Here is a 15,389-nt window from a genome sequence, read left to right on the forward strand (position 1 = left end):
GCCACACGGGGTGATCTCCTGTCGTCGGAATCTGCGTGTTGGCCGCCCCGTTTGGGTCGGCCTTTTTTATTTAGAGAGCGCTATATGGGAGGATATTGCCCATAACCTCACATTAGATGGGGGGCTTGCTTGCTTTTTGCTCCCCCGACAGGTTCAATCTGCACAAAAAAATGGGTGGATGCACATACATATGTCAACGAGCAAACAACTGCTGATCGTCGACGACGACCAAGAGATCCGCGAGCTGCTCAATGAATACCTGACCAGGGCCGGTTTCCAGGTATTGACGGCGGCGGAAGGCAACGAGATGCGCCAGCAGCTCGCCCTGCACAGCCCGGACCTGATTATTCTCGATATCATGATGCCCGGCGACGACGGCTTTACCCTGTGCCAACAGATCCGTCGCGATTCCCAGGTACCCATCATAATGCTGACCGCCGCCTCCGATGAGGCAGACAGGGTGATCGGCCTCGAACTCGGCGCCGACGACTACATCGCCAAGCCGTTCAGCCCGCGCGAGCTGCAGGCTCGTATCAAGGCGTTGCTGCGCCGCGCCGAATTCCGCCAGCCGGAAAAAGAGAAAGAACCGAGCCGCCGCCTGCGTTTTGCCGAATGGACCCTGGACACCCTGAGCCACCAGCTGACCCACGACGATGGCAGCCTGCTGGACCTCTCCGGCAGTGACGCCCTGCTGCTCGGCATGTTCCTGCAGCAACCCGGCGTGGTGCTGGACAGAGACACCATCTCCGATGCCACCCGGGGCCGCGAGAGCCTGCCGATGGAGCGCGGCATCGACGTGCAGATCAGCCGTCTGCGCCAGAAGCTGGGTGACAACGGCAAGAGCCCGCGCATCATCAAGACCATACGCGGCAGTGGCTATATGCTGATTGCCGAAGTACACGAGATCCCGTGAAGGGTAAAAAGGTAGCAACGGCATGCTGATCGACAAAAGGCACGAGATCCCATGAGGAGTGGCTGGTTCTGGCGGGCGCTGGTCCCCCGCTCCCTGCTGTCGCGGATGCTGCTATTGCTGCTGCTCGCCATCCTGCTCTCCCAGACCATACTCACCGGTATCTGGATGCAACAGATCCAGAAACGGGAGCTGGAAGGCATGCTCAGCACCACCCGCAATCTGGCACTGTCGGCCGCCTCCACCGTCAACTTCTTCAAATCCCTTCCGCTGCAGTACCGCCACATAGCGCTGGATCAGCTGCGCAATATGGGGGGGAGCCGCTTCTTCGTGTCACTCAACGAGGAAGAGATCCACATCAGCGCCATCCCCGACAGCGAGCGCAAGACGCTGGTGCTGAAAGAGGTGCAGGGGGTGCTGGTCCGCAAGCTCTCGGACGCCATGGCCATCAAGGTGGATTTCTCCCGACCCGAGGACCTGCACGTCTTCAACAACGACACCCTGCTGGCGGATCTGCCCTCCTCCTGGGCCCGCTATACCCTGTCGCTGGAACCGCTCAATCCGCCCGTGCTGGTGACCCAGATAGAGATAGAGCCGGGTGAATGGCTCTATCTGGCAGCCCTGCTGCCCGCCCCCTACATGACCCTCGACGATACAGTGATGCCGAGCAACCAGGTGCGTTTCATCGCCCTGATGACGGTGTTTCTCTGCTTCTTCACCTTCCTGCTGGTGCGCTGGCAGACCCGCCCGCTGCGTCGTCTCGCCAAGGCGGCGGTCAACCTGGGCAAGGATATAGACCAGCCATCCCTCAAAGAGGAAGGGGCATCGGAAATCGTGGCGGCGACCCGCGCCTTCAATATCATGCAGCACCGCATCCGCCGCTATATCGATGATAGGGAGCGGCTGTTCAGCTCCATCTCCCACGATCTCAAGACCCCCATCACCCGGCTGCGGCTGAGAGTCGAGCTGCTCGATGACGAGGTGCAGATCGGCAAGTTCAACAAGGACCTGGACGAGCTGGAGCTGATGGTCAAAGGGGCGCTGCAGACGGTGAAAGACACCGACATCCACGAGAACATAGAGCAGCTGGACATAGACGCCATGCTGGAGCAGATGGCCGAGTCCATGAACCTGCATGACGAACGGCTGACCATAGAGGGCCACTGCAAGCAGCTCTACCGTGGCAAGCCGCTGGCGCTCAAGCGCTGCATCGGCAACCTGGTGGACAACGGCATCAAATACGGCCAGAAGGTGCGCATCATCATCATGGACGACGAGGAGATGCTGATCCTCTTCATCATGGATGAGGGCCCCGGCCTGCCGGACGATCAGTTCGAGCGCATCTTCGAGCCCTACTACCGGCTCAGCACGGATCTGGCCGGTACCGGCCTTGGTCTGGGCATAGCCCGCAACATAGCCCACGCCCATGGCGGCGATCTGGTGCTGGAAAATCGCCCGCAGGGCGGCCTGCAGGCCACCCTCTCCCTACCAAGGCAGTAACCTTATGAAGTGGTTATCTTTTTCTGTCATCGCCCTGATCTCTTCGCCCGTTGCCGCCTCCCAGCGTGTCGGGGTGCTGCACGGGTGGAGTGCGGTCGGCACCGACCACTCTCCTTCACTCAAGGCTGTCACAGTATGAAGTTGTTCCCGTTTGCCATTGTCGCCCTGCTCTCCCTGCCTGTAGGCGCCTCCCAGGTGGAGGTGCTGCATTGGTGGACTTCCGGTGGCGAGGCCAAGGCGGTGGAGGTGCTCAAGTCCGAGTGGACCGAGCAGGGCAACCAGTGGAACGACTTCGCGGTGCAGGGCGGCGGCGGCAAGAGCGCCATGACGGTACTCAAGAGCCGGGCGCTGGCGGCCAACCCGCCGGAGGCGGCACACCTCAAAGGCTACGAGTTGCGGGAGTGGGCCGGGCTCGGCTTTCTTCGCGACCTCACACCCATGGCCGAACACTTGGGCTGGTATCCGCAGCTACCGGCCATGGTGCGAGAAACCCTCAGCCAGAATGGCGCCCTGATGGCGGTGCCCACCGGCATTCACCGCGTCAACTGGCTCTGGCTCAACCGCAAGGTGTTCGACAAGCTGGAGCTGACCCCGCCTACCGACTGGAACCAGTTCGTGGTGGTGGCAGAGCAGCTCAAGGCACAGAACATCACACCGCTCGCCATCGGCAACGAACCCTGGCAGCTGGCGGTGCTGTTCGAAACGGTGGCGCTGGGCGAGGGAGGCAAGGATTTCTATCGCAAGGCCTTCGTCGAACTGGACGGCGCGACCCTGACCGGCCCCGACATGGTACGGGTGCTGACTCGCTTCCAGCAGTTGCGCGCCTACGTACCCAAGAGCTTCGTCGGTTTGAAGTGGCATCAGGCTACCACCCAGCTGGAAACCGGCGAAGCCGCCATGCAGCTGATGGGGGACTGGGTGAAGGGGGAGCTGAGCGTGAGCAACTACAGGCCGGGTGAAGACATAGAGTGCCTGTCCAGCCCGGGCAGCGACGGTCTGTTCAGCTACAACCTGGACTCCATCGCCATGTTCAAGCAGCGGGATCCCGCCCAGTTGCAGGCACAGGGTGAACTGGCCCAGTTGCTGATGACGCCGCGCTTCCAGCAGGAGTTCAACCGGGTGAAGGGCTCGATCCCCGCCCTTACCAAGCCGGACATGAGCAAGTTCGATCGCTGCGCCCTGCGCTCCTATCAGGATTTCCTGCTGGCGGAGCGAGAGGGCAATCTGCTGCCCAGCATGGCGGAAGGGATGGCAACGCCGACCAACATGCGCCAGGCGATCATGGATGTGTTGAGCAACTTCTTCAACGATCCCAATGCCAATCCGCAGCAGACGGCGTTGCATCTGGAGCGGGCCATGCGCTCGACCCGCTAATCCTTTTCTCGACAGCCAGAAACGACAAAGGCGGATGGTGATCCGCCTTTGTCGTTGTGGGAGAAACTAACTGTTCAAGGATTGTCGTTCTCGTCCTCATCTTCGTCGTAGTAATCGCTGAGCTCGATCCAGAGCCCCAACCCTATCATCACCATGGCACCGAACCAGGTGCCGGTATTACCGATCGGGCTGCCCATCACTATCATGGCGAAAGCCAAGAACCCCATGCCTGCGTAGGCTTGCAATCTGCCGTAGGAGACCTGCATATTCACACCTCCTTGTTGAATATGATTCAATTTTTATATTACTCATAAGGCGAGATGTGGGTAGGGCCAGATCACACTTTGGTTACATATGCTGCATTAAGGCCTCATTGTTTGATTATTTTTTCGCCTTGAGTATCATTGGCAGCTGAATAGGTTGAAGGTTGATTATTGATGAGTACTTTATTCTGCGACGCAACCCATGAATTGGATGCAATCGGGCTTCGTTGCCCCGAACCCGTGACGATAGCGCGCAAGAAAGTGCGGTTGAAGGTTGATTATTGATGACTACTTTATTCTGCAATGCGACTCATGAGTTGGACGCAATCGGGCTTCGTTGCCCGGAACCCGTAATGATGGTGCGTAAAAAAGTGCGCTTGATGGCCCAGGGCGAGACTCTGCTGATCAGCGCCGACGATCCCTCAACCACTCGCGACATCCCCAGTTTCTGCCGCTTCATGGATCACACCCTGGTCGCCAGCGAGACAGAGCAGGCCCCCTACCGCTATCTGATCCGCAAGGGTCAATAAGCCCAGTTTCGGAGCAAACATGACAGCCATTACCCGAGTCGGTACCACCCAGCGTTGGTCAGACGTGGTCATCCACAACGGCACCCTCTACGTGGTGGAAGTGCCCGCCACAGATGACGCCGACATTCACCAGCAAACCCGCGAAGTGCTGACCAGCCTGCAGCGCCTGCTGGAAGCCAACGGCTCCGGGGTCGACAAGATCCTGATGGCCAACATCTATCTGAAGGACATTGCGGATATCGCCGCCTTCAACGAACAGTGGGATGCCTGGATCCCGGCTGGCACGGCACCGGTACGCGCCTGCGTACAAGCCCGACTTGCCCACGAAGGCTACAAGGTGGAAGTGCAGCTGACTGCGGCAGTTTAAGCCGAACGGTATGCCTGGCTACCCTGACGCAAGCACTGCGGCCGTTTAAGTCCGCAACACCGGATAGCAAAAGGCCCCGCCATCACTGGCGGGGCCTTTTCGTTACCACAAACCGGGGCAACTTACGCGGTCGGGATCAGGGTGATGGTAACCCGGCGGTTCTGAGCCTTGCCGGCGGCAGTGCTGTTGGTGGCAACCGGCTGATCCGGGCCCACACCCTGGGTGGAGATACGGCTACCCGTTACCCCATGGCCGATCAGCTGGGCGGCTACGGCATCGGCACGCTGGGCGGAGAGCTTCATGTTCAGATCGCGAGAGCCTGTGCTGTCGGTGTGACCGACCACGTTCAGGCGGGTCTTGTCGAACTCGGCAACCACCATGGCAACGCCGGACAAAGTATTGGCACCGGCCGCTTTGAGCTGGGCGCTGGAGCTGTCGAAAGTGACGTTGTTCGGCATATTGAGGATCAGCTCGTCGCCATTGCGGGTCACGCTGACGCCAGTGCCCTGCAGCTTCTCGCGCAGCTTGGCTTCCTGCACATCCATGTAGTAACCGATACCGCCACCCAGGGCGGCGCCGGCGGCCACGCCAGTCAGAATACCCTTCTTGCGATCCCCCTTGCTGGAGGAGAGCGCCCCCACGGCGGCGCCCGCCGCGGCGCCGGCCAGCGCACCCCAGGCGGCCTTGCCAGTCTGCTGTTCGCCAGTATAGGGATTGGTAGTACAGCCACTCAGGGCAACGGTCAGTGCCAGGGCTGGCACCAGTATCTTGGCTCGCATGAAAAAACCTCTATGAATACAGTCCGGCACCATGCCGGGGGCCGGATTGTAACGCGCCATCACGCCATTGTCTGACGCAGGTCTGAACGGCTGGCGAGAGTGAGCGTTTTTTGCGCGCCAGCGGCGCTTGGCGGGCCAAATTCGGCTACAAATGCAGCCGAACTTATCGCAAGGAAGAGGGTGGCCGACACCCCCAGGCCATTCGGCGTGACCGATAGCCTATTGACGGGAGTCTGGCACGGTCGATAAGTGGCCTCAGGCGGGCTGCTGACACTCGGCGTGGCAGGGGCAACTGACCAGATGATCGTTCACCATCCCCACTGCCTGCATGAAGGCGTAGCAAATCGTGCTGCCGACGAAGTTAAAGCCGAGCTTCTTGAGTGCCTTCGACATGGCATCCGACTCCTTTGATGTGGCCGGAATATCGCCGTTGCCCTGCCGCTGGTTGACCATGGGAGCGCCACCAACGAAGCCCCAGAGGAAGTCGGCGAAGTCGATCCCCTGATCTTGCAACGCCAGATAGGCACGGGCGTTTTTGATGATCGACTGCACCTTGAGGCGGTTGCGGATAATGCCGGTGTCCTCCATCAGCCGCTCTACATCCTGCTCGCCGAACTGGGCGATCAGCACAGGATCAAAGTCGGCATAGGCTCGATGGTAGCTCTCGGTACGCTTGAGGATGGTGATCCACGACAGCCCCGCCTGCTGGCCATCGAGGCAGAGCTTGGCAAACAGCTCGCGGGAGTCATAGACCGGCCGGCCCCACTGCTTGTCATGGTATTCAATATATTCCGGGTCCTTGGTCACCCAGGCGCAGCGCAGTTCCATTCTTCGTCTCCTGTTGTTTTTCTCTGCCCGACTCTCTGTCCGACAAGGGGATTTCATCGGCCACATGAGGGGGCTTCCATCCCGGGCCAACCAGGCCCGGCGCAGCCCCGCCCCATGAATCCCCTACAATTTCGCCTATTATCCGACCATGCCAGACGGTATACTCCTTCGGTTCACATTCAGCAAATCTTGCTCTGATTTCACTTCGCGCGAAAAACACTATGCAAAAATTCGATGTCAAAACCTTTCAGGGCCTGATCCTGCAGCTGCAGGACTATTGGTCCCGCCAGGGCTGTACCATTATTCAGCCGCTGGACATGGAAGTGGGTGCTGGTACTTCACACCCCATGACCTGTCTGCGCGCTCTGGGCCCGGAGCCCATCGCCTGCGCCTACGTGCAACCGTCCCGCCGTCCGACCGACGGCCGCTACGGTGAAAACCCGAACCGCCTGCAGCACTACTACCAGTTCCAGGTGATCATCAAGCCTTCCCCCGACAACATTCAGGAACTCTACCTCGGCTCGCTGAAAGAGCTGGGCATGGATCCTGAAATCCACGACATTCGCTTCGTGGAAGACAACTGGGAAAACCCGACTCTGGGTGCCTGGGGTCTGGGCTGGGAGGTGTGGCTCAACGGCATGGAAGTGACTCAGTTCACCTACTTCCAGCAAGTTGGCGGCCTGGAGTGCAAGCCGGTGACCGGCGAGATCACCTATGGTCTCGAGCGTCTGGCCATGTACATCCAGGGCGTGGACAGCGTCTATGACCTGGTCTGGTCCGATGGCCCGCTGGGCAAGACCACCTACGGCGACGTGTTCCACCAGAACGAAGTGGAGCAGTCCACCTACAACTTCGAACACGCCGACGTGGACTTCCTGTTCCACTGCTTCGAGCAGTACGAGAAAGAGGCCCAGCACCTGCTGGCACTGGAAACACCGCTGCCGCTGCCCGCTTACGAGCGCATTCTGAAAGCTGCCCACTCCTTCAACCTGCTGGATGCCCGCAAGGCCATCTCGGTCACCGAGCGTCAGCGCTACATATTGCGCATTCGCACCCTGACCAAGGCCGTGGCCGAGGCTTACTACGCCTCCCGCGAAGCGCTGGGTTTCCCCATGTGCAAGCGCACTGAGAACAAGCAAGGTTAAGGAACGGACATGGCACAACATACATTTCTGGTAGAGATCGGCACAGCTGAGCTGCCGCCAAAAGCCCTGCGCTCCCTGGCCGAAGCCTTTGCCGACAACTTCAAAGCCGAGCTGACCAAGGCCGACCTGGCCTTCTGCGACGTCGAGTGGTTCGCCTCACCGCGCCGCCTGGCGCTGAAGGTACACGCGCTGGCCAGCGAGCAGCCGAGCAAGAGCGTCGAGAAGCGCGGCCCGGCCGTCTCCCAGGCGTTCGATGCCGAAGGCAAGCCGACCAAGGCTGCCGAAGGCTGGGCCCGTGGCAACGGCATCACAGTTGAACAGGCCGAGCGTCTGGTCACCGACAAGGGTGAGTGGCTGGTTCACACCGCCAAGGTCGAAGGCCGTCCGGCTAAAGAATTGCTGGGCGAACTGGTCGCTGCTGCACTGGCCAAGCTGCCCATCCCCAAGATGATGCGCTGGGGCGACAAGACCATCCAGTTCGTGCGTCCGGTGTTCACCGTGACCCTGCTGCTGGATGGGGATCTGGTTCCCGCTCACATTCTGGGTATCGACTCTGCCCGCACCATTCGCGGTCACCGCTTTATGGGCGAGCCCGAGTTCACCATCGACAACGCCGGCCAGTACCCGCAGATCCTGCTGGAAAAAGGCAAAGTGGTTGCCGACTTTATGGCGCGCAAGGCCAAGATCAAGGCTGACGCCGAAGCGGCCGCTGCCGCCTTCGGTGGCGTTGCCGATCTGGACGACGCCCTGCTGGAAGAGGTCACCGCACTGGTCGAGTGGCCGGTCGTGCTGACCGCAAACTTTGAAGAGAAGTTCCTGGCCGTGCCGGCTGAGGCGCTGGTGCACACAATGAAGGGTGACCAGAAGTACTTCCCGGTCTACGACAAGCACGGCAAGCTGCTGCCGAAGTTCATCTTCGTCACCAACATAGAGTCGAAAGACCCGAGCCAGATCATCAGCGGCAACGAGAAGGTGGTTCGCCCCCGTCTCTCTGACGCCGAGTTCTTCTTCAAGACTGACCTCAAGCAGACTCTGGCCTCCCGCCTGCCGCGCCTTGAAACCGTGCTGTTCCAGCAACAGCTGGGCACAGTCAAGGCCAAGGTCGAGCGCATCGAGACCGTCGCCGGCTTTATCGCCGAGCGCATCGGTGCCAACGTGGCTCAGGCCAAGCGTGCCGGTCTGCTCTCCAAGTGTGATCTCATGACCAACATGGTCGGCGAGTTCGCCAGCACCCAGGGTGTCATGGGGATGCACTACGCCCGTCACGATGGCGAAGACGAAGTGGTGGCCGTAGCCCTCAACGAGCAGTACATGCCGCGCTTCGCCGGTGATGCCCTGCCGTCCGCTCTGGAAGCCTGCGCCGTGGCGCTGGCCGACAAGCTCGACACCCTGGCCGGTATCTTTGGCATCGGCATGCTGCCCAAGGGTGACAAAGACCCGTTCGCTCTGCGCCGCGCCGCCATCGGTGCCCTGCGCATCATGACCGAGAAGCAGCTGGATCTGGATCTGGTTGAACTGGTGGAAGAAGCAGTACGTGTCTACGGCGACAAGCTGACCAACAAAACCGTCGTCACCGATGTGGTCGACTTTATGCTGGGTCGCTTCCGCGCCGCCTATCAGGACGAAGGCATAGGTGCCGATGTTGTGCTGGCCGTGCTGGCCCGCCGCCCGACCCGTCCGCTGGACTTCGATCGTCGCGTCAAGGCCGTCAGCCACTTCCGCAGTCTGGATGCCGCACTGGCATTGGCTGCTGCCAACAAGCGCGTCAGCAACATTCTGGCCAAGGTCGAAGGCGAACTGCCGACTGCCGTCAAACCGGAACTGCTGCAGGACGCTGCCGAGAAGGCGCTGGCAACTCAGGTTGCTGCCCTGCAAGCCGAACTGGCACCGCTGTTCGCTGCCGGTGACTATCAGGCTGCCCTCACCCGTCTGGCCGCCCTGCGCGAGCCGGTCGATACCTTCTTCAACGAAGTCATGGTGATGGCCGACGACGAGGCCCTCAAGGCCAACCGTCTGGCACTGCTGAACAACCTGCGCAACCTGTTCCTGCAAGTAGCGGATATCTCCCTGTTGCAGTGATCTTGGTTGAGTAAGTGATATTAAAAACGGCGCCGCGAGGCGCCTTTTTTATTGAATCCTTACCAATATATTTAATATTCACTAATAAAAAAGGCGGTTTAATAGTGAAGAAATAATTAATAGATCTACCTAATTGGTCCTCCAATGTGATGTAGAGTGCCAGTTAGTTGGTCTGAGTTGGTGTCTCCATGACAACTTCCATTGACTGGCTTTTAATCACTCTTAGAGGAATGAAATTCATAACGAATCGTTTGAAACATCCAAGGTCAATATAATCTCTAAGGGCTTTTGTAAATTCTTGTATCTCAGAAAATTTATTTTTAAGATGCCTATCATACTCGAGTCTTAGCCCTGTTAACTCCCACTCTTGCTCACCTTGGGGGGCTTTTCTAATTTCTATATCCAGTCTGGCTCGTTGTTCTAGCATTGACGCCAGCTGCGCATGATGTGAGTTCAATGCTGTGGTTTGCATGCGGATTAAAAAAAGCTCTGTAGGTCTAAATTTTGCTGGTGTATAAAGTAACGTATTTTCGTAGTCTTGAAGCAAAGCAAGACCATTCAATGTGAATTTCCTCCGAGAAGATAATCCATCAATCTCATTATTTAGAACACCTATATTAACTTGACATCGCATTATATTGGATTCGGTTATATGATGAATTTGCATTCTAACCAATTTGTTATAGCTTAATTTATTAAAAAATCCAGAGAGAATCGATACAAGCATTGTAAGCAGTGCTCCGACCACTGCACCTAATAAAGCGGCAAAGATCGCGAGGTATAAGTCTGATGCTTCTAATTGCTTTGATAACTCAAAAAAGAATTGTCTTATAAAATCTACAATATCCATAATTGCTACTCATATCCCTGAACAGATTTAATAAAAACACATTAACACAATTAAAAAATGTGACACCCACCAATTTTTCTCTCATCCGAGCAGCCCGTAGGTTCGATTAGCCGTCAGGCGTAATCGGACGTTCGCGTAAATCGATTCTCCCGCCATAACGGCCAGCCGAATTGCCCCCTCCGGCTGGCTGCCGCAGACTCGCAGGAACAACCAAAACAAAAACATCTCGATCGTCCGATTACGCTGCGCTAATCGAACCTACAACGGCTTTGCCAACGTGGCGACAATCTTCTCCACGCTCTGGGCTACCGACAGGGTGGCACTATCCAGTATCAGCCGCTCCCTGTCCCAGGGTTCATATTCACGGTCGAGCACCGCCTGCCAGTCCGGCAATGCAAACCCCGCAATATCGGCCGTCCGGCTCTCGACCCGTTCACGGTGCAGGCTCGGATTGGAGCAGACGAAAAACTGGGACACCCACCTAGTTCCAGCCTTTGACAACTCACTCCCCCTCCATGTCCTGCCGAACCTGATCGCACCAGTCGCGCCGAGCCGTGACCGGGCGTAACATAGCTGGCACACTCATCGCTTTTTCAGGCACGGTTCACCCCCGAAAAATCTGAATCGGCGACGGCCGTGGGCTAGGATGATGAAAGCAACCTCCTGTTAATAGCCGCTGACCATCAGGGAAATTCATGCTGCAGAGACCCAGCTTCTGCCTCTTCTTTTCTGCCATGCTGCTCCTGCTGCACGTCTCATTGGTAATGGGCGCACCGACCAAAGGCACCATCACCCTGGTGAGCTCGCTGGATACCAAGGAGTCCATGTACGGCCGCTGGCTGAAGCTGATTTATCAGGATGCCTTTGCGCGCCTTGGCTACGACTTCATCTATGCCGGTTACCCGGGCGGGCGAGCCCCCCATATGGCCGAGAGTGGCGAGGTCGATGGCGAGATACATCGTGCCACCGAATATCAACTGCAAACCCGCCACCTGCTAAAAGTCCCCGAATCCCACTTCACCCTCTCCTATGAGGCGTATGCCGCCATTCCGGGTATTCAGCTCAAGGGGTGGAGCAGCCTGCTCGGCACCTCTTATCGGGTGGAATACCGCCGCGGGGCCAAGTTGCCAGAGTTGGCACTGTCCAGGGTGGTGGCACCCGCCCAGCTGTTTGATATCAGCACTGTGGATCAGGGAATGGGCAAACTGCTCAAAGGGCGCAGCGATCTCTATATTGAGCAAACCATGGTAGCCAGGCAGGCTATAGCCGTGCAGATCACCAGGTCTGAAGCCGGTACCAGGATCTATTCCGCAGGCATCATGGATACCCTTGACTCATATGTTTATCTGCACGAGAGACATAAAAACCTGGTGGCCCAGCTGGCGCTCGTTATCCGCCAGATGAAACAGGAAGGCGCCATAGCCCGTTATCAACGACAAGCGCTGCAAGAGAGCACACCCTGGCAACCGGCCTGGCCTCTTTCCGGCAGATAGCGTTTAGTGTTCAATGGCAGCAAATTCACCTGTTGGCAGACCGTTTTCCGGGCGCCATCCAGGCTTGTTATCATTTGAGGCTGGATATAGGCTTGATATCGCGCTCCGGCTCACCAGTCCCCCTTATGAGGAAAGCATGGACATACCTTCTGCTCCCCCCCAGCTATCGTGCCAGCAGTGCCAGGAAAGCGGGGATCTCGGCTTCGATTTCACCATGGCCTTTCAACCCATAATTCGCTGTCGCACCCGTACCATATTTGGCTATGAAGCGCTGGTCAGGGGGATCAATAACGAACCAGCCCACTCAGTGATTTCACGGGTCAACGATGACAATCGCTACCGCTTTGATCAGCTTTGCCGGATCAAAGCCATTGCACTGGCGGCCAAACTCAAGATGCAGGGAATGCTGAGCATCAATTTCCTGCCCAATGCGGTCTATCGTCCGGAGCGCTGCATCCGCACCACCTTGCAAGCAGCGCGGGAGCACCAGTTTCCCATCGAGCAGATCATGTTCGAGTTCACCGAAGTGGAGCGCGTGGCGGATAACCAGCATATTCGCCACATAGTGGATCACTACCAGGCACTCGGTTTCAAGACGGCGATGGATGACTTTGGCGCCGGGTATTCCAGTCTCAATCTGCTGGCAGATTTTCTGCCAGACATCATCAAACTGGATATGCATCTGTTGAGGGGGATCGATAAAGACAAGGTCCGCCAGGCCATTGTGCGCCATTGTCTCGCCCTCTTTGAGGAGTTGAACATCACCCCCCTGGCGGAAGGGATCGAAACCCGGGATGAAATGGCATGTCTGCAGGAGATGGGGATAGACCTGATGCAAGGTTATCTGTTTGCCAAACCCGGTTTCGAAATACTGCCCCCCGTGGATTTCGATGCCCTTCAGTAAAACGGGAGAGGTGAGCCAGGCAAGCGCCCCCGCCATCGATCATCATAATCCCCCCCATCACTCACCTGACCCGGGAGCATGATGGCGAGCAGCGTGACCCGTCTGTGGGGATGCCGCGGCTAGCGGCATCGTCATCCATTTATCAAGGAGAGAGACATGATGCAACGCAAGACCCTGGCCCTGCTGCTGGCGACTCATCTGCTGATAGGGGGATTGGGGTTTGCCGCCGGCATCTATACCCTGCCCATACTGATCGCCCCACCCGCACCGAGCAGTGAAGCGGTAGCGGCCAGCCAGCAGCAGGCCAGTTTCAGCGGCACCTTTCGTCGGGATCTCAAAGACAGCGACCGGCTGCACTGGGGGGAAGGCAAGGTGAGCATTGGGCCCGACGCCGTCAGCCTGATGGGGCAACTGGCACCTGGGCCCGATTACCAGCTCTATCTATCACCGGAATTTGTCGAAACCGAGGCGGATTTTTCCCGCCTGAAAGCGCAGATGGTGCACGTCGGGCCGGTCAAAACCTTCGACAACTTTATCGTGCCACTGCCCGCCAGCATCGATCCAGCCCGCTACAGCAGCGTCATCGTCTGGTGTGAAACCTTCGGCCAATTCATCACCGCAGCCCGCTACCGCTGAGTTCAACGTCAGATGGCCCCCCCCCCGAACGGCTAGCTTTTGTTATCAAAAAGGCGCCAAAAGGCGCCGTTTTTCTTGTTGCAGCACACCCCCTCACACTAACTCGGAGGGAAGTGGCCGCCAATGCTGATCACCTTGACCTGTTGCAGGGTGCCATTGATGGTAAAGGCGACCCTGTGCTCCTGACTGAGCCGGATCGTGTAGACCCCCTTGTTGTTGCCGCTCAGCTGCTCGTAGTGCATATCGCCGACCTTGCCGGCGGCACTCTTGGGATCCGAGCCGCGCTCGATCTCCCGCCGCCATTCGTGATACTTGCTCATGGCCGACGGGGTCACAGCAACATGCTTGTCCTTGTTGTAGAGGATCCGGGGTTGAGAATCATCGATAGTCCATGCCATAGCCATCTCCATAGTCAGGCTCCAAAGAGAACCAAACTATAGCCCAAACCAGCTGAATGGCAGACTACGGTGGCACAACGCCGAACCGCTGTTGCAGCAACCGCTGGCCCCGATCGGTCAGGATCAGCTCACGACTGCCCAGTCCTCGCACCAGCCACCCCTTGTCCAAAAGATGGGCAAGCAGCCGGGTTCCCAGCTCGCCTCCCAGATGCATGCGCCTCTCGCTCCAGTCGAGACAGTGGCAAGCAAAGTGGCGCTTGCCACTCGGCTGGCAATCAACCCCAAGCTGCGCGAAATGGTGCTCCCCCTCAGGAGTCAGGGCATAACTGCTGGCGTCCAGCCAACCTCGGGCAATCAGGCTGTCATGGAGTCTCACCCCCAGCTCGCCCGCCAGATGGTCATAACAGGTGCGGGCAAAGCGCAGTCGTTCCGGGGTCTTACTCCTGAGCGCACCGGCGCCCATGTCCACCAGCCCCATCAGTTGCTCAACAACCAGCGCCACCTCGTGGCTCGCGATGCGGTAGTAGCGATACTTGCCCTGCCGGACACAGGCCGTCAGTCCCTGTTGCTGGAGCATGGCAAGGTGACTGCTGGCAGTGGATGCCGACACCTCGGCCACAGTGCTCAGCTCGGTGGCCGTCCAGGCACGGCCATCCATCAGGGCGCACAGCATGCGGGCGCGACTACTGTCGGCAATGGCGGCCGCCACCTGTGCCAGACCTTGTTCAAGGGTGTCCTGTTCGCTCATATCTCTACGCTCTGCTCGTCGTTGCTATTGCCACTCGGCCGTGACAGTGCGGGCCTTGTCGATATCATCCGTCACCAGTATCAGCTGGTTGGCATGGTCACTGTACAGGATGATGATGTTGACCGATGCATCCCCCAAGGCGCTGCAGATGGCGCCAAGCTGACCCGGCACTTCCTGTTTCAGACGACGCACCAGCACTTCACGTACCGCAACTACCGTCAAACCGGCCTGCTCTGCAGCCTGGGCCGCCCTGGCACCATTCTCAACCAGAAAATGGGCATGACCTGCTCCACCCGCAGTAAACATGCCCCCGCCTTCCAGGCTGACGCCTGCCCGTCCCATCAAGAGACCAAACTGCCCCAGCGAGCCCGGGTTATCGGGCAACATCACGTGAATATCGTACATCCTTGCCTCTCCATTCTGCTTGCGATAAGAGCCTGCAGATTAAGGGAGCTACCGCAGCAACGCTTCGATGGCGAGCGAAGTGTGCCCTTGCTGGGCGCATGGGCAGGATGCAAGGGAAGAGTGGGGCACTGGCCTTATACCAAAACGGCGCCCGAAGGCGCCGTTTTGTTGATCCCCCAC

At 58.3% G+C, this 15,389-nt stretch carries 18 protein-coding genes and 2 pseudogenes; 12 read left to right on the forward strand and 8 right to left on the reverse strand.

The window, feature by feature from the left end; all coding sequences use genetic code 11:
* Positions 1 to 190 precede the first annotated feature (190 nt).
* From AACX78_RS21080 to AACX78_RS21095, 4 genes are read left to right on the forward strand one after another with little or no spacing between them, the layout of a single operon-like run.
* Positions 191 to 913, forward strand: a complete 723-nt coding sequence (locus AACX78_RS21080; protein ID WP_005320571.1) for a response regulator — start codon at positions 191 to 193, stop codon at positions 911 to 913.
* A 51-nt stretch (positions 914 to 964) separates the two neighbouring features.
* Positions 965 to 2,410, forward strand: coding sequence for an ATP-binding protein (locus tag AACX78_RS21085; protein ID WP_021140662.1), 1,446 nt, complete (start codon positions 965 to 967; stop codon positions 2,408 to 2,410).
* A gap of 4 nt (positions 2,411 to 2,414) precedes the next feature.
* Positions 2,415 to 2,549, forward strand: a complete 135-nt coding sequence (locus AACX78_RS21090; protein WP_265178815.1) for a hypothetical protein — start codon at positions 2,415 to 2,417, stop codon at positions 2,547 to 2,549.
* The gene (locus AACX78_RS21095; protein ID WP_159167331.1) at positions 2,546 to 3,784 is read left to right on the forward strand and encodes an ABC transporter substrate-binding protein; all 1,239 of its coding nucleotides are present in this window, start codon (positions 2,546 to 2,548) and stop codon (positions 3,782 to 3,784) included. Before AACX78_RS21090 ends, AACX78_RS21095 begins: the two co-directional genes overlap by 4 nt.
* Positions 3,785 to 3,858: 74 nt before the next feature.
* Here AACX78_RS21095 and AACX78_RS21100 read toward each other — a convergent pair whose 3' ends face one another.
* Positions 3,859 to 4,050 carry a hypothetical protein gene (locus AACX78_RS21100; RefSeq protein ID WP_005320579.1) on the reverse strand — a complete coding sequence of 64 codons (192 nt, stop codon included), beginning with the start codon at positions 4,048 to 4,050 and terminating at the stop codon, positions 3,859 to 3,861.
* Between the two features lie 171 nt (positions 4,051 to 4,221).
* On the opposite strand from AACX78_RS21100, the pseudogene AACX78_RS21105 reads away from it, so the two are divergent.
* The 3 genes and pseudogenes from AACX78_RS21105 to AACX78_RS21115 all read left to right on the forward strand — a co-directional run.
* Positions 4,222 to 4,317 (forward strand): annotated as a pseudogene (locus tag AACX78_RS21105) (sulfurtransferase TusA); the annotation flags it as partial.
* A gap of 14 nt (positions 4,318 to 4,331) precedes the next feature.
* The gene (gene tusA / locus AACX78_RS21110; protein WP_201302918.1) at positions 4,332 to 4,577 is read left to right on the forward strand and encodes a sulfurtransferase TusA; all 246 of its coding nucleotides are present in this window, start codon (positions 4,332 to 4,334) and stop codon (positions 4,575 to 4,577) included.
* 19 nt (positions 4,578 to 4,596) lie between these two features.
* A complete protein-coding gene (locus AACX78_RS21115) occupies positions 4,597 to 4,944 on the forward strand; it encodes a RidA family protein (protein ID WP_155604029.1) in 348 nt (115 codons plus the stop codon).
* Positions 4,945 to 5,066: 122 nt separating this feature from the next.
* On the opposite strand, the gene AACX78_RS21120 is transcribed toward AACX78_RS21115, so the two are convergent.
* Together AACX78_RS21120 and AACX78_RS21125 are read right to left on the reverse strand one after the other, a co-directional pair.
* The gene (locus tag AACX78_RS21120; RefSeq protein WP_159167333.1) at positions 5,067 to 5,723 is read right to left on the reverse strand and encodes an OmpA family lipoprotein; all 657 of its coding nucleotides are present in this window, start codon (positions 5,721 to 5,723) and stop codon (positions 5,067 to 5,069) included.
* A gap of 255 nt (positions 5,724 to 5,978) precedes the next feature.
* Entirely contained in the window at positions 5,979 to 6,551 is a 573-nt protein-coding gene (locus tag AACX78_RS21125; protein ID WP_159167334.1) for a DNA-3-methyladenine glycosylase I, read from the reverse strand.
* 221 nt (positions 6,552 to 6,772) lie between these two features.
* Here AACX78_RS21125 and glyQ point away from each other — a divergent pair, with 221 nt between their 5' ends.
* A complete protein-coding gene (gene glyQ / locus AACX78_RS21130; RefSeq protein ID WP_005320598.1) occupies positions 6,773 to 7,696 on the forward strand; it encodes a glycine--tRNA ligase subunit alpha in 924 nt (307 codons plus the stop codon).
* 9 nt (positions 7,697 to 7,705) lie between these two features.
* Positions 7,706 to 9,775: a glycine--tRNA ligase subunit beta gene (gene glyS, locus AACX78_RS21135; protein ID WP_159167335.1), complete on the forward strand. Its 2,070-nt coding sequence runs from the start codon at positions 7,706 to 7,708 to the stop codon at positions 9,773 to 9,775.
* 163 nt (positions 9,776 to 9,938) lie between these two features.
* Here the strand turns inward: glyS and AACX78_RS21140 are convergent, their stop codons facing one another.
* Together AACX78_RS21140 and AACX78_RS21145 are read right to left on the reverse strand one after the other, a co-directional pair.
* Complete coding sequence (locus tag AACX78_RS21140; protein WP_159167336.1) at positions 9,939 to 10,625, reverse strand: hypothetical protein; 687 nt, start codon at positions 10,623 to 10,625, stop codon at positions 9,939 to 9,941.
* 258 nt (positions 10,626 to 10,883) lie between these two features.
* Positions 10,884 to 11,087: pseudogene (locus AACX78_RS21145) on the reverse strand (adenylyl-sulfate kinase); the annotation flags it as partial.
* A gap of 233 nt (positions 11,088 to 11,320) precedes the next feature.
* On the opposite strand from AACX78_RS21145, the gene AACX78_RS21150 reads away from it, so the two are divergent.
* From AACX78_RS21150 to AACX78_RS21160, 3 genes are all read left to right on the forward strand, one after another.
* A complete protein-coding gene (locus AACX78_RS21150; RefSeq protein ID WP_159167337.1) occupies positions 11,321 to 12,118 on the forward strand; it encodes a hypothetical protein in 798 nt (265 codons plus the stop codon).
* A 136-nt stretch (positions 12,119 to 12,254) separates the two neighbouring features.
* Positions 12,255 to 13,022: an EAL domain-containing protein gene (locus AACX78_RS21155; RefSeq protein WP_159167338.1), complete on the forward strand. Its 768-nt coding sequence runs from the start codon at positions 12,255 to 12,257 to the stop codon at positions 13,020 to 13,022.
* A 159-nt stretch (positions 13,023 to 13,181) separates the two neighbouring features.
* Positions 13,182 to 13,658 carry a DM13 domain-containing protein gene (locus AACX78_RS21160; RefSeq protein ID WP_113721465.1) on the forward strand — a complete coding sequence of 159 codons (477 nt, stop codon included), beginning with the start codon at positions 13,182 to 13,184 and terminating at the stop codon, positions 13,656 to 13,658.
* Positions 13,659 to 13,756: 98 nt separating this feature from the next.
* Here AACX78_RS21160 and AACX78_RS21165 read toward each other — a convergent pair whose 3' ends face one another.
* The 3 genes from AACX78_RS21165 to AACX78_RS21175 all read right to left on the reverse strand — a co-directional run bounded on the left by AACX78_RS21165 (position 13,757) and on the right by AACX78_RS21175 (position 15,209).
* On the reverse strand, positions 13,757 to 14,056 hold the full coding sequence (locus tag AACX78_RS21165; protein WP_021139539.1) for a toxin: 300 nt from the start codon (positions 14,054 to 14,056) through the stop codon (positions 13,757 to 13,759).
* Between the two features lie 64 nt (positions 14,057 to 14,120).
* A complete protein-coding gene (locus AACX78_RS21170) occupies positions 14,121 to 14,804 on the reverse strand; it encodes an ArsR/SmtB family transcription factor (protein ID WP_159167339.1) in 684 nt (227 codons plus the stop codon).
* Between the two features lie 24 nt (positions 14,805 to 14,828).
* Entirely contained in the window at positions 14,829 to 15,209 is a 381-nt protein-coding gene (locus AACX78_RS21175) for a hypothetical protein (protein ID WP_059169309.1), read from the reverse strand.
* Positions 15,210 to 15,389: the final 180 nt, after the last annotated feature.

Source organism: Aeromonas sp. 9A (genome assembly GCF_963900955.1).
Lineage (GTDB): Bacteria > Pseudomonadota > Gammaproteobacteria > Enterobacterales > Aeromonadaceae > Aeromonas > Aeromonas salmonicida.

Excerpts from the sequence above, each read along its gene's own strand:
- AACX78_RS21080 (WP_005320571.1), top strand. The coding sequence starts at position 191 with ATGTCAACGAGCAAACAACTGCTGATCGTCGACGACGACCAAGAGATC.
- AACX78_RS21085 (WP_021140662.1), top strand. The coding sequence starts at position 965 with ATGAGGAGTGGCTGGTTCTGGCGGGCGCTGGTCCCCCGCTCCCTGCTG.
- AACX78_RS21090 (WP_265178815.1), top strand. The coding sequence starts at position 2,415 with ATGAAGTGGTTATCTTTTTCTGTCATCGCCCTGATCTCTTCGCCCGTT.
- AACX78_RS21095 (WP_159167331.1), top strand. The coding sequence starts at position 2,546 with ATGAAGTTGTTCCCGTTTGCCATTGTCGCCCTGCTCTCCCTGCCTGTA.
- AACX78_RS21100 (WP_005320579.1), bottom strand. The coding sequence starts at position 4,050 with ATGCAGGTCTCCTACGGCAGATTGCAAGCCTACGCAGGCATGGGGTTC.
- tusA (WP_201302918.1), top strand. The coding sequence starts at position 4,332 with ATGACTACTTTATTCTGCAATGCGACTCATGAGTTGGACGCAATCGGG.
- AACX78_RS21115 (WP_155604029.1), top strand. The coding sequence starts at position 4,597 with ATGACAGCCATTACCCGAGTCGGTACCACCCAGCGTTGGTCAGACGTG.
- AACX78_RS21120 (WP_159167333.1), bottom strand. The coding sequence starts at position 5,723 with ATGCGAGCCAAGATACTGGTGCCAGCCCTGGCACTGACCGTTGCCCTG.
- AACX78_RS21125 (WP_159167334.1), bottom strand. The coding sequence starts at position 6,551 with ATGGAACTGCGCTGCGCCTGGGTGACCAAGGACCCGGAATATATTGAA.
- glyQ (WP_005320598.1), top strand. The coding sequence starts at position 6,773 with ATGCAAAAATTCGATGTCAAAACCTTTCAGGGCCTGATCCTGCAGCTG.
- glyS (WP_159167335.1), top strand. The coding sequence starts at position 7,706 with ATGGCACAACATACATTTCTGGTAGAGATCGGCACAGCTGAGCTGCCG.
- AACX78_RS21140 (WP_159167336.1), bottom strand. The coding sequence starts at position 10,625 with ATGGATATTGTAGATTTTATAAGACAATTCTTTTTTGAGTTATCAAAG.
- AACX78_RS21150 (WP_159167337.1), top strand. The coding sequence starts at position 11,321 with ATGCTGCAGAGACCCAGCTTCTGCCTCTTCTTTTCTGCCATGCTGCTC.
- AACX78_RS21155 (WP_159167338.1), top strand. The coding sequence starts at position 12,255 with ATGGACATACCTTCTGCTCCCCCCCAGCTATCGTGCCAGCAGTGCCAG.
- AACX78_RS21160 (WP_113721465.1), top strand. The coding sequence starts at position 13,182 with ATGCAACGCAAGACCCTGGCCCTGCTGCTGGCGACTCATCTGCTGATA.
- AACX78_RS21165 (WP_021139539.1), bottom strand. The coding sequence starts at position 14,056 with ATGGCATGGACTATCGATGATTCTCAACCCCGGATCCTCTACAACAAG.
- AACX78_RS21170 (WP_159167339.1), bottom strand. The coding sequence starts at position 14,804 with ATGAGCGAACAGGACACCCTTGAACAAGGTCTGGCACAGGTGGCGGCC.
- AACX78_RS21175 (WP_059169309.1), bottom strand. The coding sequence starts at position 15,209 with ATGTACGATATTCACGTGATGTTGCCCGATAACCCGGGCTCGCTGGGG.